The organism is Geitlerinema sp. PCC 7407 (genome assembly GCF_000317045.1).
Classification (GTDB): domain Bacteria; phylum Cyanobacteriota; class Cyanobacteriia; order PCC-7407; family PCC-7407; genus PCC-7407.
The window spans coordinates 237501-255000 of record NC_019703.1 but is presented as its reverse complement, the minus strand read 5'-3'; the positions used below and the strand labels follow the sequence as shown (position 1 = coordinate 255000).

General features: G+C 53.7%; 10 protein-coding genes, 2 tRNA genes, 2 rRNA genes, 1 pseudogene and 1 riboswitch (2 of these 16 only partly in view). Of the genes and pseudogenes, 6 read left to right on the top strand and 9 right to left on the bottom strand.

Features of this window, described 5'->3' with window-relative positions:
* The 3 genes from cobW to GEI7407_RS01140 all read right to left on the bottom strand — a co-directional run.
* Positions 1–717: the 5' portion of a cobalamin biosynthesis protein CobW gene (gene cobW, locus GEI7407_RS01150; protein WP_015170296.1), read on the bottom strand. Its footprint begins 330 nt before the window's first position; only the first 717 of its 1047 coding nucleotides appear in the window; it begins with the start codon at positions 715–717; the stop codon falls past the left edge of the window.
* Between the two features lie 113 nt (positions 718–830).
* Positions 831–1517 carry a HupE/UreJ family protein gene (locus tag GEI7407_RS01145; protein ID WP_015170295.1) on the bottom strand — a complete coding sequence of 229 codons (687 nt, stop codon included), beginning with the start codon at positions 1515–1517 and terminating at the stop codon, positions 831–833.
* Positions 1518–1539: 22 nt separating this feature from the next.
* Positions 1540–1686: riboswitch (cobalamin riboswitch) on the bottom strand.
* Between the two features lie 87 nt (positions 1687–1773).
* Positions 1774–2079 carry a hypothetical protein gene (locus tag GEI7407_RS01140; protein WP_015170294.1) on the bottom strand — a complete coding sequence of 102 codons (306 nt, stop codon included), beginning with the start codon at positions 2077–2079 and terminating at the stop codon, positions 1774–1776.
* Positions 2080–2286: 207 nt separating this feature from the next.
* On the opposite strand from GEI7407_RS01140, the gene ligA reads away from it, so the two are divergent.
* From ligA to purB, 6 genes and pseudogenes are all read left to right on the top strand, one after another.
* Positions 2287–4341 (top strand): NAD-dependent DNA ligase LigA, encoded by a 2055-nt coding sequence (ligA, locus tag GEI7407_RS01135; RefSeq protein ID WP_015170293.1) that lies wholly within the window; start codon positions 2287–2289, stop codon positions 4339–4341.
* Positions 4342–4465: 124 nt separating this feature from the next.
* On the top strand, positions 4466–5170 hold the full coding sequence (locus GEI7407_RS01130; protein WP_015170292.1) for an OB-fold-containig protein: 705 nt from the start codon (positions 4466–4468) through the stop codon (positions 5168–5170).
* Between the two features lie 10 nt (positions 5171–5180).
* Entirely contained in the window at positions 5181–7127 is a 1947-nt protein-coding gene (locus tag GEI7407_RS01125; protein ID WP_015170291.1) for a flotillin family protein, read from the top strand.
* 108 nt (positions 7128–7235) lie between these two features.
* Complete coding sequence (locus GEI7407_RS01120; protein WP_041268575.1) at positions 7236–8399, top strand: GuaB3 family IMP dehydrogenase-related protein; 1164 nt, start codon at positions 7236–7238, stop codon at positions 8397–8399.
* 905 nt (positions 8400–9304) lie between these two features.
* Positions 9305–9640: pseudogene (gene trxA, locus GEI7407_RS01115) on the top strand (thioredoxin); the annotation flags it as partial.
* Between the two features lie 269 nt (positions 9641–9909).
* Entirely contained in the window at positions 9910–11205 is a 1296-nt protein-coding gene (gene purB / locus GEI7407_RS01110) for an adenylosuccinate lyase (RefSeq protein WP_015170288.1), read from the top strand.
* Between the two features lie 119 nt (positions 11206–11324).
* On the opposite strand, the gene GEI7407_RS21280 is transcribed toward purB, so the two are convergent.
* From GEI7407_RS21280 to GEI7407_RS01080, 6 genes are all read right to left on the bottom strand, one after another.
* Positions 11325–11900: an SH3 domain-containing protein gene (locus GEI7407_RS21280; protein ID WP_223294516.1), complete on the bottom strand. Its 576-nt coding sequence runs from the start codon at positions 11898–11900 to the stop codon at positions 11325–11327.
* Between the two features lie 470 nt (positions 11901–12370).
* Positions 12371–13381: an SH3 domain-containing protein gene (locus GEI7407_RS01100; RefSeq protein WP_150109703.1), complete on the bottom strand. Its 1011-nt coding sequence runs from the start codon at positions 13379–13381 to the stop codon at positions 12371–12373.
* 576 nt (positions 13382–13957) lie between these two features.
* A 5S ribosomal RNA gene (rrf, locus tag GEI7407_RS01095) occupies positions 13958–14074 on the bottom strand.
* 95 nt (positions 14075–14169) lie between these two features.
* Positions 14170–17054: ribosomal RNA gene (locus GEI7407_RS01090) — 23S ribosomal RNA — on the bottom strand.
* Between the two features lie 306 nt (positions 17055–17360).
* Positions 17361–17433: transfer RNA gene (locus GEI7407_RS01085), tRNA-Ala, on the bottom strand.
* Between the two features lie 7 nt (positions 17434–17440).
* Positions 17441–17500: transfer RNA gene (locus GEI7407_RS01080), tRNA-Ile, on the bottom strand; it runs 14 nt beyond the window's last position.

Genomic DNA, 17500 nt, shown 5'->3' with positions numbered 1-17500 from the left:
ACGATTGTCGAGGTCGTCTTCAACGGTGGCGTTGAATCCCATGAGGACTTCAGGGGCAACTTGTCCTTGGTGACAGGCAATGATTTTGACGCTGGGGGCAATTTGAGACTGGAGCCATTCTTCGATTTGTTGGCGAGTTTCTGGGGGAACGCGATCGCCTTTGGTCAGTAGGACAAGGTCAGCGCAGGCGAGCTGGTCTTCGAAAAGCTCTTCTATGGGAGTTTCGTCGTGCTCTAGGTTGGGGTCGGTTTCTCGCTGAGCAAGTAGGGCGTCGAGGTCGCCGACAAGCTGGCCAGAGGCGATCGCTTCACAGTCGACGACGGTCACGATGCCGTCAACCGTCGCGCTGTTGCGAATTTCTGGCCAGCGAAAGGCTTTGACGAGGGGCTTGGGGAGGGCAAGTCCGGAGGTTTCGATGACCATATGATCGAGGCGATCGCGCCGTTTGAGTAGCTCTTGCATGGTGGGCAAGAATTCTTCCTGGACGGTGCAGCACAGACAACCATTGGTGAGCTCAACAATGTTTTGGCGAGCATCTTCTTCGTCGTCGCATACTTGGCAGGCGCGAATTAGTTCGCCGTCAATCCCAACTTCACCGAATTCGTTGACTAGAACTGCGATGCGGCGGCCCTGGTTATTTTGCAGGAGGTGGCGAATGAGGGTGGTTTTGCCGGCGCCCAGGAAGCCGGTCACGATGGTGACGGGAATTTTTTGCATGGTTTGGATGGTGATAGGACGAGGTTTATATGCTGAGAAGCCGCGAACCAGGAGCGCTGTAGCGATCGCCTTTGGTTCACGGCCTTGTAAGGACTAGATTTTAGTTTTGGGAACTAGGCGAACAAGGCACGGCTTAGAAAGACAATGCCGATGCCAGCGATCGCAAACCCAGCAACGCGGCTGGGCCAGGCCATTGACTGAGAGCCCGCCATGAGTTTTTGGCTGAGTTGATTCACGCCGAGGGCGATCGCCAGCTGAATGGCGGTAAAGCCCGTCAGATAAGCCGTCAGCGGCGTCATTTGCGCGCCAATAATCGCTTCGCCGTAGGCATAACCGTGAAGCAATCCTGCCAAAGATCCCATGAGAACTACCGCTCTAGGATCGGGGGTCCGCCGTGCCGCCAGCAGCAGACCAAAAATCAAGACCGACAGCGCAACGCCAACCTCAACTGCCGGAATATTAAATTTCATCAGATGGAGGCCCGTGCCACCCAATGCCGCTAGGACGAAGCTCAAGGGCAGCCAGAGCTTTCCAGGGTTGAGTGCTGACAAGAATCCAACTGCGACAATAAATGCCAAGTGGTCCAACCCGATTACCGGATGGGCAAGGCCGGACATAAATCCTTCAAAAAAGTTGCCAGGGATTCGCCCACCGAGGGGGTGGTGCGCCAGAGCAGGCGTCGCCACAGACAATAGGAAAGCAGCGCCAATTAAAATAGCGGGTGCTCGACGCAGCCATTTCAACTGGCGCACCGATCCATCACGGGAAATCGAGTCTGAAATTACAGGTGAATTTGCCATCCGTACCTCGCAGATGTAGCGAAAAAAGTCTTTTGACGTCGACGGGCATTCTGGCTTAGAGACTCTTGAGTCTCATCACAGTTGCGGGACAGCACTGGATTTTCACCAAGTTTTCCCCGGTTTTTGAGCTGGTCCTTTTGGAGCAGAGATAGACAGATAAGTCACGCAGCTTTCTGCTCGAAGGACACACGAGCTCTCACAATACCACGCGGACTTGATGCACCGTTGTCAATCGTTATGGAGCGACATACGACGGCTAAGAATTCGCGTCCGGACGGCGAATCACAAAGGAAATGGGGGATGGCTCAGGGATGGCAGGGGGCATCTGCTCTAGGGGGAGATAGGGAGCTGAAGAAGGAGCAATAGAAGGAGCGATCGCTGTTTCGGGAGTGCTGAAGGGCCGCCAACCTGCCAGTCCCAAGCGCTTGCCATAGTTTGACAGGAGGGCCAGACCGAAACCAGCTAGCCCCAGGGCAGGCATGGGTAGGGAGACCTGTTGCAGCCAGTCGTAGGTTTGAGCGATCGCAAATAGAAGTACAAAGCTAACGATCCAAAGTCGCATAGCGGGCATCACGTCTTGAAGTGGGCTGAAGTGAGCTGTGAAAGCAGACTATGGGCTTTTCCGGCATGATTTTCCAACCAGAAGAAACCCTGAATTTTGGATTGATTTATTTCGCAGAATAGCCGATGTTTTCGATGATGGGCGATCGCAGTTTTGGCCAGCTTCGACCATCTTCTCCTTTCTGTGCAGTCGCGAGGAATCGATTCTGTGACGGTTACTCCCCAGGTTGAGCAGCGGATTCGGCAACTTCAGCAGCAGCTCCAGCACGCCAGCTACGCATACTATGTGCTGGACAACCCCGTGATGGAAGACAGCGTCTACGATCGCCTGTACCGCGAACTGCAAGATCTGGAGACTCAGTACCCCGAGCTGATCATGCCGGATAGCCCGACTCAGCGAGTTGGCGAGCGGCCTGCGACCCAGTTTCAGTCGGTTCAGCACCAGGTGCCGCTCTACAGCCTCGAAAATGCGTTCAATGGGGACGAGCTGCAGGCCTGGGATCAGCGGTGGCGGCGGTTGGCGCCACCGGGGGCGATCGCGACCTACGTGTGCGAGCTCAAAATTGACGGTTCGGCGATCGCGCTGACCTACGAAAACGGGGTTTTGGTGCGGGGGGCAACGCGAGGAGACGGGGTCGCAGGCGAAGAAATCACCCAAAATATCAAGACCATTCGCTCGATTCCGCTGAAGCTCCAAGGCGACAATCCGCCGCCGCGGGTCGAGGTGAGGGGCGAGGCGTTTTTGCCCCTCGATGTTTTTGACCAAATTAACCAAGAGCGGGAACAAGCTGGCGAGGCGCGCTTTGCCAATCCTCGCAATGCCGCCGCAGGGACCTTGCGGCAGCTAGATTCGCGGGTGGTGGCCCAGCGCCGCCTCGACTTTTTTGCCTATACGGTTCATTTTCCGGGTTTGGCGGAGGAGGAGCAGCCTCTGGATGAACGCAGTCAATGGGCCGCGCTGGAGTGGCTGCACCAGGTCGGTTTTCGGGTGAATCCGGAGCGGGAGCGCTGTGCGTCACTGGCGGAGGTGCAGGCCTACTGCGATCGCTGGTTTACGGCGCGCCAAGAGCTGGCCTATATGACCGATGGCGTGGTGATCAAGCTGAATGACTTTGGGCTCCAGGAGCAGCTAGGCTTCACCCAAAAGTTTCCTCGCTGGGCGATCGCCCTCAAGTACCCAGCGGAGGAGGCTCCCACCCAAATCGATCGCATTGTGTTTCAGGTGGGGCGCACGGGGGCGATTACGCCGGTGGCAGAGTTTCAGCCGGTGCACCTGGCGGGGACGATCGTGTCTCGGGCGACGCTCCACAACGGCGATCGCATTGCCGAGCTGGACCTCCACCTGGGCGACACGATCATCGTCCGCAAGGCCGGCGAGATTATTCCCGAAGTTGTGCGGGTGATGACAGATCTGCGCCCCGAAGCAGCGCTGCCGGTGCAGATGCCGACGCACTGCCCAGAGTGCGGCCAGCCCGTGATCAAGCCAAGCGACGAAGCGGTGACTCGCTGCATCAATGCGTCTTGTCCGGCGATTTTGCGGGGGGCGCTCATTCACTGGGCGAGCCGGGATGCGCTGGACATCAATGGGGTAGGCGAAAAGCTGGTGCAGCAGCTGGTGGACCGGCAGGTGGTGCAGTGCGTGGCGGACCTGTATGACCTGAGCGTTGACGACTTTCAGCAGCTGGAGCGCATGGGCCAAAAGTCCGCAGAGAAGCTAGTTAAGGCGATCGCCGATTCGAAAGCAAAGCCCTGGTCGAGGGTGCTCTATGGCTTGGGGATTCGCCATGTGGGCAGCGTCAATGCCCAAACAATTGCTGAAAATTTTCCGTCAGTGGAGGAGCTTTCGAGTGCTGAGTCAGGGGCGATCGCCGCGATCTACGGCATCGGCCCAGAAATTGCGCAGGCCGTAGCGCAATGGTTCCAGATTCCGGCCAACCAGGATTTGATTCGTCGACTCCAGGCAGCCGGTCTTTCCCTAGCCCAAACCGTCGTCAGCACTGCACCACCGGCTCAGGCTGCCCTCTTCGCGGGCAAAACCTTTGTCTTGACCGGCACGCTGCCGACCCTGAGCCGCGACGAAGCCAAGGCCTTGATTCAGCAGGCGGGCGGCAAGGTAACCGGATCGGTCAGCGCCAAAACGGACTACCTCGTGGTCGGTGAGGACGCTGGCTCCAAGCTAACCAAGGCGATCGCCCTCGGCGTTGCCCAGCTGTCCGAAGCAGATTTGCTGGCTCTTCTCAATGCCGCTAGCTCACAGCCGTAAATCTTTCGGCAGCCAGATGATCTTCAAAATTAAAAAACTTGTCATCTTCTGGAGGCCCACCACAGAAGGCGGCTACCGTTGAGGGAGAAACTGCCAAACCAAGGCACTTTGCTGTTTTCCCTCTATGCTGTTCGATCCGGTGAACTGGCCCTACTGGATTCTGCTCGGGATGGGCGTTTTGCTCTTTCTGATCGTTATTGCCGTGGGCGGTGGCGACGATGATCTCGACCTGGATAGCGGCGGGCAAGGCTGGCTGGACCTCGATGCCGATGGCGAAATCGATTCTGACGGTGATTTTGGCGCCCTGCAAATCTTGGGCTGGCTTGGCCTAGGTAAGGCACCTTTGATGCTCCTGCTGGCGAGTGATTTGAGCCTTTGGGGCATCAGTGGCTGGATGCTGAATGTTGCTTTGGGAGAAGTTTGGCCGCGATCGCCCCGCTGGTTCGACAGCTTAATCTTGCTCATTTCGCTGGCGATCGCCCTCTTCTTGGGCAGCCTGATTGCCCGCCCTCTTGGCAAAGTGTTTGCCAGCTTTGGCGAAGACACCAGCGGCGATCGCCTCATCGGCTGCCTCGGCACCGTCAGCTCCGCCGACATCCCCCACCAGCACCAGAACCGGATCGGGCAAGTCGACATCCTCGATCCCTCCCGCAACTACATCACCGTCAGCGCCACCCTGCCAGACTGGGCCACCGCCACCCCAAAGCGCCGAGACTGGGTCCTCGTGATCGATCGCGGCTCCCAAGGCTATCTCGTCATCCTCAAAGACAGTCCTGACCAAGACCACTGGATGACCCTATCTGCCCCTTCCCCCCATTCCAAAGCTTGAGGTAAGCACCATGCTGTACTGGCTCACCCTCCTGCAATCCCTGCCCACCATCGACGCCCCCCCGGCGATCGCCCAGACCTCCCCAGAGTCCGAGCAGGCTTTTCTTGCGCGATCGCCAGGACCACTGACCCAGGAAATTTCGCCGCCCCCCGTCCTCGCCCAAGTCAACAGCATGGTCGTCTTCCCGGGCATCATCGCCGGCTTCATCGTGCTGCTGCTCCTCAGCGTCTGGGCCTACACCCGCGTCTACATCATCACCCCCACCAACGAAGCCTTCGTCCGCACCGGCGGTATTTTCCTCAAGCAAAAAACCGTCATTCTCAATGGTGGCTGCGTCGTCTTGCCTGGCTTCCATGAGATCACCCGCGTCCCGCTGCGTGAGCTTTCCATCGACGTCGAGCGGACCGGCAAACTCGCTGTGCGCACCAAAGACTATCTGCGGGCCGAAATGCGCGTCACTTTCTATGTGTGCATCGCCCCAGACCAAGACGATGTGCGGACCGCCGCCGCCCGCCTCTCCAACCAGGGCCGCATCACCCCCGACGACATCAAAAATGCCCTCGAAAAACGCGCTGACGACGCCATTCGCGCCGCCGCCAAAACCAAAAACCTCGCTGAAATCGATTCAGACAAGCTCGGCTTCGCCCAAGAAGTTCTCAACCTGATCGAACCAGACATCAAAAAAGTCGGCCTGACGCTCAACAACATTGCCATCTCCGAAATCGAAGAGAGCAACACCTACGACACAGACAACTTTTTTGATGCCCAGGGCGTCCGGCTGCGCACCGAAACGGTCCAACGATCAATCCAGCAAAAGCGCGAGGTTGAACTACTCACTCAAGTTACCATCGAGCAAAAAGAACTCACCGCCCAGAAGCAGTCCCTACAACTACAGCAGGAAAAAGAATCCGCCCTCCTCGCCCAGCAGCTGGAAGTCGAAGCGATGCGCGCCAAGCGAGCCCGGGAAATTCAGGAGTCCAAAGACCGCGAGGCCGCAGCCACCCAGCGCAACAAGATTTTGCAAGAAAAGGCTGTAGAAGAAGAGGACATCTCACGGCAGCTCTCCGTGAAGCAAAAGCAGATCGACGCTGACATCGAGCTTGAGGAGCGCAACAAAAAGCTGAAAGTGGCCCAGGCCCTGCAAAAGCAAGAAGCAGAAATGGCAGAAATCGCGCGCCAGCAAGCGGTGGATTCTAGCCGCCTAAAAGCGCAAATTGAGGTTGCAGAGGCCGAGAAGCTATCGCGAACAGCTCAGCAGGAGGCCGCGATCGCCATCGCCCAAAAAGAGCAAGAGCGCTTCCTCACCGAGGCCGAGCGCGCCAAAGCCGAAGCCAGCGTCACCACCGCCACCGAAGTTGAAAAGGCCGAACGTGCTCAGCGCCTTGCCCTCATCAACGCCCAGCAGGAAGCCGACCAGCGCCGCATCGCCGACCAAAACATTGTGGAAATCGACGTCTTCCGGCGCCGGCGTCAGGCCGAAATCGCCCGCCAGGCCGCCGATCTCGAAGCCGAATCCATTCGGACCCTGGCCAGCGCAGAGCGCGATCGCCTCATGGCCGAAGCCGAAGGTCGCCGCGCCGTCGTCGAAGCCGAAAACGCCCTCAGCGACGCCAACCGCACCGCCCAGCTGATCAGCGCCCTCTGGCCCCAAATTGCAGACCAGCTCCCCGAACTGGCCCGCGCCCTTGCACCCCAGCCCGGCGTTCTGGGCAACACCCGCATCTATGCCTTCCCCGGCCAAAACGGCAGCAGCGGCATTCAAGACATCAACAAACTCATGCTGTCTTCCAGTGGCCTCGCCCTCATCAATGCCCTACTAGAAGATGAAAAACTGAGCGGAATTTTGGGGCAGGTCGGCCACATGCTGCGCAGCAAGCCAACCGCTGGTTCTCCCCCCATCGTGGCGGACTCGGCCCACAGCGATCGCCCGACACCGACACCGCCCGCAGCCTCCTAAAAATTTCCGTAGCCAAAGCTACTGCCCTAGAGATATTGTGTTTCTCCTAAACCAATTTCCGTCTGAATTTGGTAGTCTAGCTTAATGGTCTTGGGAACAGAAGAAAGCGTGAATATTCAACTTGGGCGGGGCAAAACTGCTCGCAGAGCTTACGGAATTGACGAGATCGCACTAGTCCCCGGACAGCGCACACTGGATCCGGCACTAGCAGACACCCGCTGGACGATCGGCGGCGTCGAACGCGAAATTCCTATCATCGCCAGCGCAATGGACGGGGTCGTCGACGTTGGCATGGCAGTTCGCCTGACACAACTAGGCGCTCTTGGCGTGCTCAACCTGGAAGGTATCCAGACACGCTACGAAGACCCCAACCCAATTCTGGATCGCATTGCATCCGTTGGCCCCAGCGAGTTTGTGGGCCTGATGCAAGAACTCTACGCCGAACCCATCAAGCCCGAACTCATCGAGCGACGGGTCCGCGAAATCAAGGAGCAAGGTGGCATTGCGGCGGTTAGCGCAACGCCCGCTGGTGCCCTTCAGTACGGCCAAACGGTTGCCAAAGCCGGTGCGGATCTCTTCTTCGTACAGGCAACGGTTGTTTCTACGGCCCACTTGTCTCCCGAATCCGTCACCCCCCTCGACCTGGCACAATTCTGCCAAGAAATGCCCGTCCCCGTGATCCTGGGCAACTGCGTCACCTACGAAGTCGCGCTCAACCTTATGAAGGCAGGAGCTGCCGGAATTTTGGTTGGCATTGGACCTGGCGCTGCTTGCACCTCCCGCGGCGTCCTTGGCGTTGGCATTCCTCAAGCAACTGCCGTTTCAGATTGTGCTGCTGCTCGGGATGACTTTTATAAAGAAACCGGCAAATACGTTGCAATCATTGCAGATGGCGGCCTGATCACTGGCGGAGACATTTGCAAGTGTATTGCTTGTGGCGCGGACGGCGTCATGATTGGTTCTCCCTTCGCTCGCGCAGCCGAAGCCCCGGGTCGCGGCTACCACTGGGGTATGGCAACGCCCAGCCCAGTCCTTCCCCGCGGAACCCGCATCCGCGTCGGCACAACCGGAACGCTGGAGCAAATCCTCCGGGGCCCCGCTCAGCTCGATGACGGAACCCACAACTTGCTAGGAGCTCTGAAAACTAGCATGGGTACCCTGGGCGCCAAAGACATCAAGGAAATGCAGCAGGTAGAAGTCGTGATTGCGCCTTCGCTGCTCACCGAGGGGAAAGTTTACCAAAAGGCTCAACAGCTGGGCATGGGTAAATAAACGCTTCTCAGTAGGTTACAGTCCTTAAAATTTTGTGGCCTCTAGGGGCGATCGCTCGAAAAACGAAAGCGGTCGCTTACAATGAAAGTAGCGGAGACGCATGTTTCCGTTCACTCCTCACACCACACTCCGCCTGAACGTTTTGTTCGGGCGGTTCCTTTTTAAAGGAAAAATTTTTCTAAACCTATCTTTAGGAATAGTTTTCTCCTCGAAATCAGGTGAATTTTGTTTTCCAGTCTGAATTTTTACCTATTTCTAACTGCATATAGACACATTAGCGTTGTAGAGAAGCCTGAATATTCAGGCTGGGGCTGAGTGCAGTTCACTAGGCAGGCGATCGCGCCTCCAGAGAAGTTTTTCAGCACCACTGCCTTTACATCCGGCAAAATGGCCAGAAGAGCTTTTGCACAATTCTTTTTTACGAGAACCTGTTTCTGCTCTACTTTTGCCTAGTAGTTCCAATCCAATTAGGGTCAAGAGCGATTAAAGCAAAAGATTAAAGTCTAAAAATTTTCGATTTAGAGGAACTTATTACTGAAACCATAAACTTTAATCGACGTAATTATTTGAACTTTCAATAATTTTGACCTTGAACCAATATGGGTTGAAGAAAGATAACATCAGTCAAATTTATCTATCCTCTTTGACCAACAGTTACGGTTCTTGGCCGGCGATTGCAGTTTTTATCTGAAGCGCTTTTTTGAGACTTGCGAAGGTTAGCAGTCTCAGTGAGCATTTAGGCTTCACTATCCGTAAGTCCTTGAACTGTGTGTCTTCGCCTAGCTATAAATTGGGTCTCTGGGTCAGGCTCTAGAGCACCTCGCAAATGTGTGCAAGTGTATCGAGCTAAGCCCGATAAGGCCCTAGATTCGCTATGGTAGAATTCTCGTAGACAAGATAGGCAAGGATTTTCCAGAATGTCAGCAGCCGCACAAGTTACGGATTCTACTTTCAAACAGGAAGTCCTGGAAAGCGAGCTTCCCGTTTTGGTTGACTTTTGGGCTCCCTGGTGCGGTCCCTGTCGCATGGTAGCCCCCGTGGTAGACGAAATTGCCCAGCAGTACGACGGGCAAGTCAAGGTTGTGAAGGTCAACACTGACGAGAATCCTAGCGTTGCTAGCCAGTACGGTATCCGCAGTATTCCTACGCTGATGATCTTTAAGGGCGGTCAGCGCGTCGATATGGTCGTTGGGGCTGTACCCAAGAGCACCCTAGCCAACACCCTTGAGAAGTACATCTAGACCCGTGCTCCGGCTCTTTGCTCGGTGGCACGGTAGGTCGCTCGCAATAACAGCTTCAAGAATGGCAGGTAGAGCGATCGCCTCAGGTTAAACGGTTTACGAAACTTTTTAAGAAGCACTCAAACCTGAGTTTGAGTGCTTTCTTTTTTGAAAGCTTTTGGATTAGAGATCTAGAGCTTGAGGCAGGGCGCGATTCCTCCGCAAAAGCATGGAACCGGCACTCATCGCTGAGTTGTACAATACTAAGGTTGTATTGTGCGACACGGGCTTTGATCGAGCGTTATACTTTGCCCGAAATGGGCAACCTCTGGACGGAGGATTACAAGCTAAAGACCTGGCTACAAGTTGAGATTGCAGTTTGTGAGGCACAAGCTGAACTAGGCTACATCCCGAAGGAAGCTGTCGAAGAAATTAAGGCAAAGGCAAAGTTCGATCGCGATCGCATTTTGGAAATTGAAGCTGAAGTGCGCCATGACGTGATCGCATTTTTGACGAATGTCAATGAGTATGTGGGCGATGCGGGCCGCTACATTCATCTGGGTATGACCAGCTCGGATGTGCTGGATACGGCCTTGGCGCTGCAAATGGTAGCTAGCGTCGATCTGCTGCTGGAGCAGACAGAAGCGTTGATTCAAGCCATTCGCTACCAAGCTCAGCAGCACCGCAATACGGTGATGGCGGGTCGATCTCACGGTATCCATGCGGAACCAATTACATTCGGCTTCAAGCTGGCAGGATGGCTAGCAGAAATGCTGCGTCACCGCGATCGCCTAGTGCAGCTGCGTCGCAGTGTTGCAGTCGGCAAGATCTCGGGCGCAGTGGGGACCTACGCCAACATTGATCCGCGCGTCGAGGCGATCGCCTGCCAGAAGCTCGGTCTTGAGCCCGATACCGCCTCCACCCAGGTTATTTCGCGCGATCGCCACGCCGATTACGTTCAGGTACTGGCGCTGGTTTCAGCCTCCATCGAGCGCTTCGCTGTCGAAATTCGCAACCTTCAGCGCACCGACGTTCTAGAAGTTGAAGAGTTCTTTGCTAAAGGCCAAAAAGGGTCTTCGGCAATGCCTCACAAGCGCAATCCCATTCGCTCTGAGCGTCTCACAGGCATGGCTCGTATTATTCGAGGATATGCAGTGGCGGCCCTCGAAAACGTTGCGTTGTGGCATGAGCGCGATATTTCCCACAGCTCCGTTGAGCGCATGATGCTGCCGGACGTCTCCACTGTCATGCATTTCATGCTGGTAGAGACCACTGACCTCATCAAGCACCTGCTGGTTTACCCTGAAAACATGGCGCGCAACCTGAACTGCTATGGAGGGGTTGTTTTCAGCCAGCGCATTCTGTTGGCTCTGGTTGAAAAGGGAATGCAGCGTGAAGAAGCCTACGCGATCGTTCAATCCTGCGCGCACCAAGCCTGGAATAAAGAGGATGGAGACTTCCGCGCCCTCATTTCCGCTCATCCTCAGGTGCAAGGGAAGCTCTCCGCCAGCGACCTTGAGGACTGCTTCAACCCCCAACACCACCTGCGCAATCTCAACGAAATTTACCAGCGGTTGGGCATCTAGCATCTTTTGACTCGAGCTAACTGCTGAGAACAAAAAAGGCAGAGCAAAAGCTCTGCCTTTTTTGCTGGGCAAGTCAGCCGGACTAAGGGTAGGCCAAAATCTATTGTTTGAAGCCCCAGCTAACGCTGACCTCGAGATAGTGAGATAGACAGGGAATAGGCGTAGCCGTTTTCTTCAGACAATATCTCTAAGGCATAATCTCCCGACTCAAGCAGCTGCTGAGTCCAAGAGACTCGCCAGTCAATATCCGCTTTGCTCACAAGAACTTGACCTGTCGGCGACAACACCAGCGGAAATCGGCCTTGATTCTTGGTGATAGTCAGAGTCTGGCCAGCTTTTGCAGAAATTAGATAGTAATGAGTGCCTGCTCCAACAAAGCGATCGCGTACATTCTGTGGGCGATCGCTCAGCAAGCGCAACCGCTTTGTCTTTCGCGAGCACGCATAATCCACTAGCTGCTTGGCAACCCATCCTTCAATTGGTTCTTGGATCTGAAACCACCCTGGCTGTTCAGCTGCAACTTTCAGAGTTACGTCGTTTTGCAGCGTACCCACAATGTTGTTCGCACTCACAAGAGGTTGCGATCGCACATGCAAAGGGGGATTATGATCCCGCACTACCGCTGACCTCACAACACACCGATCGCCACCTGGCACTTGCAAAGTTGTAGCCAAAACCTCAGGTGGTGCCGTCATTGGGCGCAATGCAGGAGATGAACTGGAGGCATCGTCAGCAGAAGCTGGCAAAATTGCCGAAACGCTTTCCGCAGTTGAAGGCTTAGGCACGGAAGACGAACTTCGAGGTTGCGCCAAGCCGCAGCTCAGGCAGCCCAGTCCAGTCAAAGCCACAAACAATACAAGAGAAGGATGCAAGATCCGCATAATCAGCCTCCCCAATAATGGCTTGCCTCTTAAAGTAGCGCTCCTACGCACCCTCTACTGACAGTCCAATGAGCTCTAAATAGAGTTTTGTTTGCTATTCATTGTTGAATACTTTGACTTGATCTAAAAAATACTAGCCATGACCTTTGAAGAGGATGACTTATAGAGTGAAAAATCAAAGGTGCTTAGCAAACTCAGCTGCAACCTTGGCAATCTCAAAAAAATATACTGATCGACCAGCTTTTTCTAAAGCTGAATATCTGAGCAAAACTGCAACGCAGCAGCTATTTCAGTTCAACGTCAAAGCGATAGCTGTATCCGTTGTAGTACGAGTTCAGGTCCAGTGTATAGTCACCTTCTACATCAAGCGCCTGCGACCAAGTCGTTTCTCCTAAAAGCTTGCCCTTGTACTCTAGTTGCTGCCCTGTTGGCGTTGTCAGCGTTGGCATCATGCTATCAGCCTGGGCTGTGATGGTGATAGTTTGCTGTTTATTGACTGTCAAGATATAGCGATGACGCCCAGGCCCATTAAAGCGCCCAGAAACAGAGACGCGATCGCCAGGTTTTAGTGCCAAACGCTCGGTTTTAGTATTGCCGCTTGCTTCTTGCTGTTGGGCGATCGCCTCTGTCACCAATGGCGTTAGTCGCTCTCGCCAATAACGAATATCTGGAAAACCTTCAACAACCTCTAGCACCTCTGACCATTGACGAGCCTTAAAGGCTAACTCTGCCTTCCGATACTGACTTTCAGCCTCCTGCCAGTTTTTTGAAAACTGCTCCAAGCGCAATTGAGATTGATTATAAGCACCGCTAGTGGGTTGAATCGCTTTCAACAGCGCGATCGCGGCTTCATAGTTACCTCCCTGATACTGGGCTTCAGCCATCACCAAGATATTCGCATCATGCTGTGATGAATCTCCCACCTTCGCGCCAGAGGCACCTTGGGCCGCCAAGGTACAGGTATTAACCGTTAAGCCCCCAAAAATCCAACCATCAACCGGCACATTAATTTTTAGCCAACCACTATGCTCGCCTACTACTGATACTTGCGTACCATTTTGAAGTCGGCTCACGATATTGTCTGGTGCCAAAATTGGACTTGATCGGACATTCAGTGGAGGGTTGGGGTCCGTCACGATTGTGAGACAAGCAAGTCTACTAGTCTTCTCACGACTTTGAAATATTTGCACCCACAGCCAGCGTCCACCATAGGTCAAAGCAGCAATCACTGCTAGTGCCGCCAACCCACACACTACAACTCTTGTCGGCTGAAGCAGCATTTCGATTTTAGCCACAACAGACTATTAGTATCCTCTATCTTACTGGGCAACAGTCAAGATTTTCAGCCCAGTTTCCCTGCCAACACTGCTATGGGCAGCTCAGCTTTTATAGGGGTATACAAAGAACATTCAATCAAGTCAGTTTTCGGATTATCGAACTTAGATGTTGGTCAAAAAACGACCATCGACAAATTTTAGGAGAGCTTTGAACAAATTGCACTTTATGTGAACCTCTACTGAGGAAAAAGCTCACATAATTCTTGCGCAGTTTAGCAAGTTAAAACTTTGCTCTTATGTGAAATCATTTTCACTACAATTATCGTACAAGCAATTCACCACCCTCAAATGACTTAGGCTTCAGGGTAGAAATAGTAGACATTAGTTCATTTACGTGTGATGGTCTCTGGACTGCCATTAGCGTTATGGGTCTTATAACAATCGTCATCGCCATAAGCAGTCAACAGAAATTTAATTTTTGCAGACGACACAACATCACTCTTTGACAGTAATTTACTCGCACCATCGGTTAAATATAAAAAAAGAAAGTTCCTAGAAGCATTTACTTCCAGGAACTTTCTTTTTTTATTAATAAGCTGGCATCGAGCTATTTTTGCAGGAGGCTACCCTCCAACTATCTTCGCCGCTACAGCGTTTCACCTCTGAGTTCGGGATGGATCAGTGTGGTTCCACTGCGCTATAGACACCAGCAAACCCTTTGGGCTGCTCTCAACCCTCAAGACTGCATAGCAACTCGCTTCTTCAAGCTCTCTCAATCTGTGTAGCTAAACACATTCACCTACGTTGAGGTCAAGCCCTCGGTCTGTTAGTACGCCTCAGCTTCATACATTACTGCACTTCCACCTGACGCCTATTAACGCGTGTTCTTCGCGTGACCTTACCTGGTTGACCCAGTGAGAGCACTCATCTTGAGGTGGGCTTCCCACTTAGATGCTTTCAGCGGTTATCCGCTCCGCACTTGGCTACCCTGCGTTTACCGTTGGCACGATAACAGGTACACCAGCGGTGCGTTCTTCCCGGTCCTCTCGTACTAAGGAAGAATCCTCTCAATGCTCTTACGCCTGCACCGGATATGGACCGAACTGTCTCACGACGTTCTGAACCCAGCTCACGTACCGCTTTAATGGGCGAACAGCCCAACCCTTGGGACGTACTACCGCCCCAGGTTGCGATGAGCCGACATCGAGGTGCCAAACCTCCCCGTCGATGTGAACTCTTGGGGGAGATCAGCCTGTTATCCCTAGAGTAACTTTTATCCGTTGAGCGACGGCCCTTCCACTCAGCGCCGTCGGATCACTAAGGCCGTGTTTCCACCCTGCTCGAGTTGTAGCTCTCGCAGTCAAGCTCCCTTATGCCTTTACACTCTTCGGCTGATTTCCAACCAGCCTGAGGGAACCTTTGCGCGCCTCCGTTACCTTTTAGGAGGCGACCGCCCCAGTCAAACTGCCCACCTGATACTGTCCCTCGCCCGGATTACGGGTCAAAGTTAGAATTCTAGCTCTGCCAGAGTGGTATCTCACCGGCGGCTCCTCATTCCCCACAAGGAATGTCTCTAAGCCTCCCACCTATCCTGCGCAAGCAGAGCCCGAACCCAATACCAAGCTACAGTAAAGCTTCATAGGGTCTTTCTGTCCGGGTGCAGGTAGTCCGTATCTTCACAGACAATCCTATTTCGCCGAGCCTCTCTCCGAGACAGCTCCCAGATCGTTACGCCTTTCGTGCGGGTCGGAACTTACCCGACAAGGAATTTCGCTACCTTAGGACCGTTATAGTTACGGCCGCCGTTCACCGGGGCTTCAGTCGCTAGCTTCAGGATTGCTCCCTGACCAACTTCCTTAACCTTCCGGCACTGGGCAGGCGTCAGCCCCCATACATCGTCTTACGACTTAGCGGAGACCTGTGTTTTTGGTAAACAGTCGCCTGGGACTCTTCACTGCGACCACCTCTCGGTGGCACCCCTTCTCCCGAAGTTACGGGGCCATTTTGCCGAGTTCCTTAGAGAGAGTTATCTCGCGCCCCTTGGTATTCTCAACCTCCCTACCTGTGTCGGTTTCGGGTACAGGCACTAAATGCTTAACGTGTTTAGGGCTTTTCTTGGAAGCTTGACATCAACCACTTCGAGTCCGTAGACTCTCGTACTCACAACTCAGCTCAGAACGTTTTCGCCGCTCCTCATCGCCTCGTATGCTTGAACCGGTAACCATCATCCGGCTGGTTTAGCCTTCTCCGTCCCCCTTCACAAACATTTAGCGGTACGGGAATGTTGACCCGTTGTCCATCGACTACGCTTCTCAGCCTCGCCTTAGGTCCTGACTAACCCTCCGTGGACGAGCCTTCCGGAGGAACCCTTAGGGTTTCGGGGCATTGGATTCTCACCAATGTTTTCGCTACTCAAGCCGACATTCTCACTTCCGTTTCGTCCACACCTGCTCTCGCTGATGCTTCTAACTACTGCGGAACGCTCCCCTACCGATACATCGATAGATATATCCCACAGCTTCGGTATGCCGCTTAGTCCCGTTCATTTTCGGCGCAGGAGCGCTTGACCAGTGAGCTATTACGCACTCTTTTAAGGATGGCTGCTTCTAGGCAAACCTCCTGGTTGTCTATGCACTCCCACCTCCTTTACCACTTAGCGGCAATTTGGGGACCTTAGCTGGTGGTCTGGGCTGTTTCCCTCTTGACGATGGAGCTTATCCCCCACCGTCTGACTGGCTGAGTGTACACTGGGTATTCAGAGTTTGTCTCGATTTGGTACCGCTCTCGCAGCCCGCACCGAAACAGTGCTTTACCCCCCAGCTATAATCTCAACCGCTATGCCTCAACATATTTCGGGGAGAACCAGCTAGCTCCGGGTTCGATTGGCATTTCACCCCTAACCACACCTCATCCGCCAATTTTTCAACATTGGTCGGTTCGGACCTCCACTTGGTGTTACCCAAGCTTCATCCTGGACATGGTTAGATCACCCGGGTTCGGGTCTACAAACAGTGACTATCGCCCTATTCAGACTCGCTTTCGCTTTGGCTTCGGCATTCTCGCCTTAACCTGCCACTGCCTGTAAGTCGCCGGCTCATTCTTCAACAGGCACACGGTTAGCCGTTTAATCGGCCTCCCATTGCTTGTAAGCTGATGGTTTCATGTTCTATTTCACTCCCCTCCCGGGGTTCTTTTCACCTTTCCCTCGCGGTACTGGTTCACTATCGGTCACACAGGAGTATTTAGCCTTACGAGGTGGTCCTCGCTGATTCACCCGGAATTTCACGTGCTCCAGGCTACTCGGGATTCAGCTAGTATCCTTTGACTTTCGACTACAGGACTTTCACCTTCTCTGGTGCAGTATTCAGCTGCTTCGTCTAGCCTCTAGATTCCATGTCGCTGTCCCACAACCCCAAAATGCATGCACTTTGGTTTAGGCTCTTCCCGCTTCGCTCGCCGCTACTAGGGGAATCGATTTTTCTTTCTCTTCCTCCAGCTACTAAGATGTTTCAGTTCACTGGGTTAGCTCTTACCACCCTATGGATTCAGGTGGCAGTATATAGGGTTGCCCCATTCGGAAACCCACGGATCAATGCTTGCTTCCAGCTCCCCGTGGCATATCGCCGGTAACCGCGTCCTTCATCGCCTCTGTGTGCCTAGGTATCCACCATCAGCTCTTGGTAGCTTGACCACTTAACATTGGTGTCTGTGTTTCTTCGACTTCGCTTGACAGACTCTTGGCCTATCAAAGCTTCAGTCGCTTACTACCTGACTGATTCGTTGCTATGCAGTTTTCAAGGTTCTTGCTGAACTCAAGAGTTCAGCAGTCTAATTACTTCTCTCAAAAACTCTCATTTAGCACTGATGCTTGAGGGTTTTTAAGACTTAATTAGGTGCTGACCTTTGAGTCACTCGATCTAGACTACCATGCTCATTGAGAAACAAAAAGCTCTAGACTGAAAATCTAAAACTTTCTCCGCTCAATAGAACTAGGTAATGGAGGTAAGGAGACTCGAACTCCTGACATCCTGCTTGCAAAGCAGGCGCTCTACCAACTGAGCTATACCCCCATTGAGGTGGGCCATCCTGGACTCGAACCAGGGACCTCACCCTTATCAGGGGTGCGCTCTAACCACC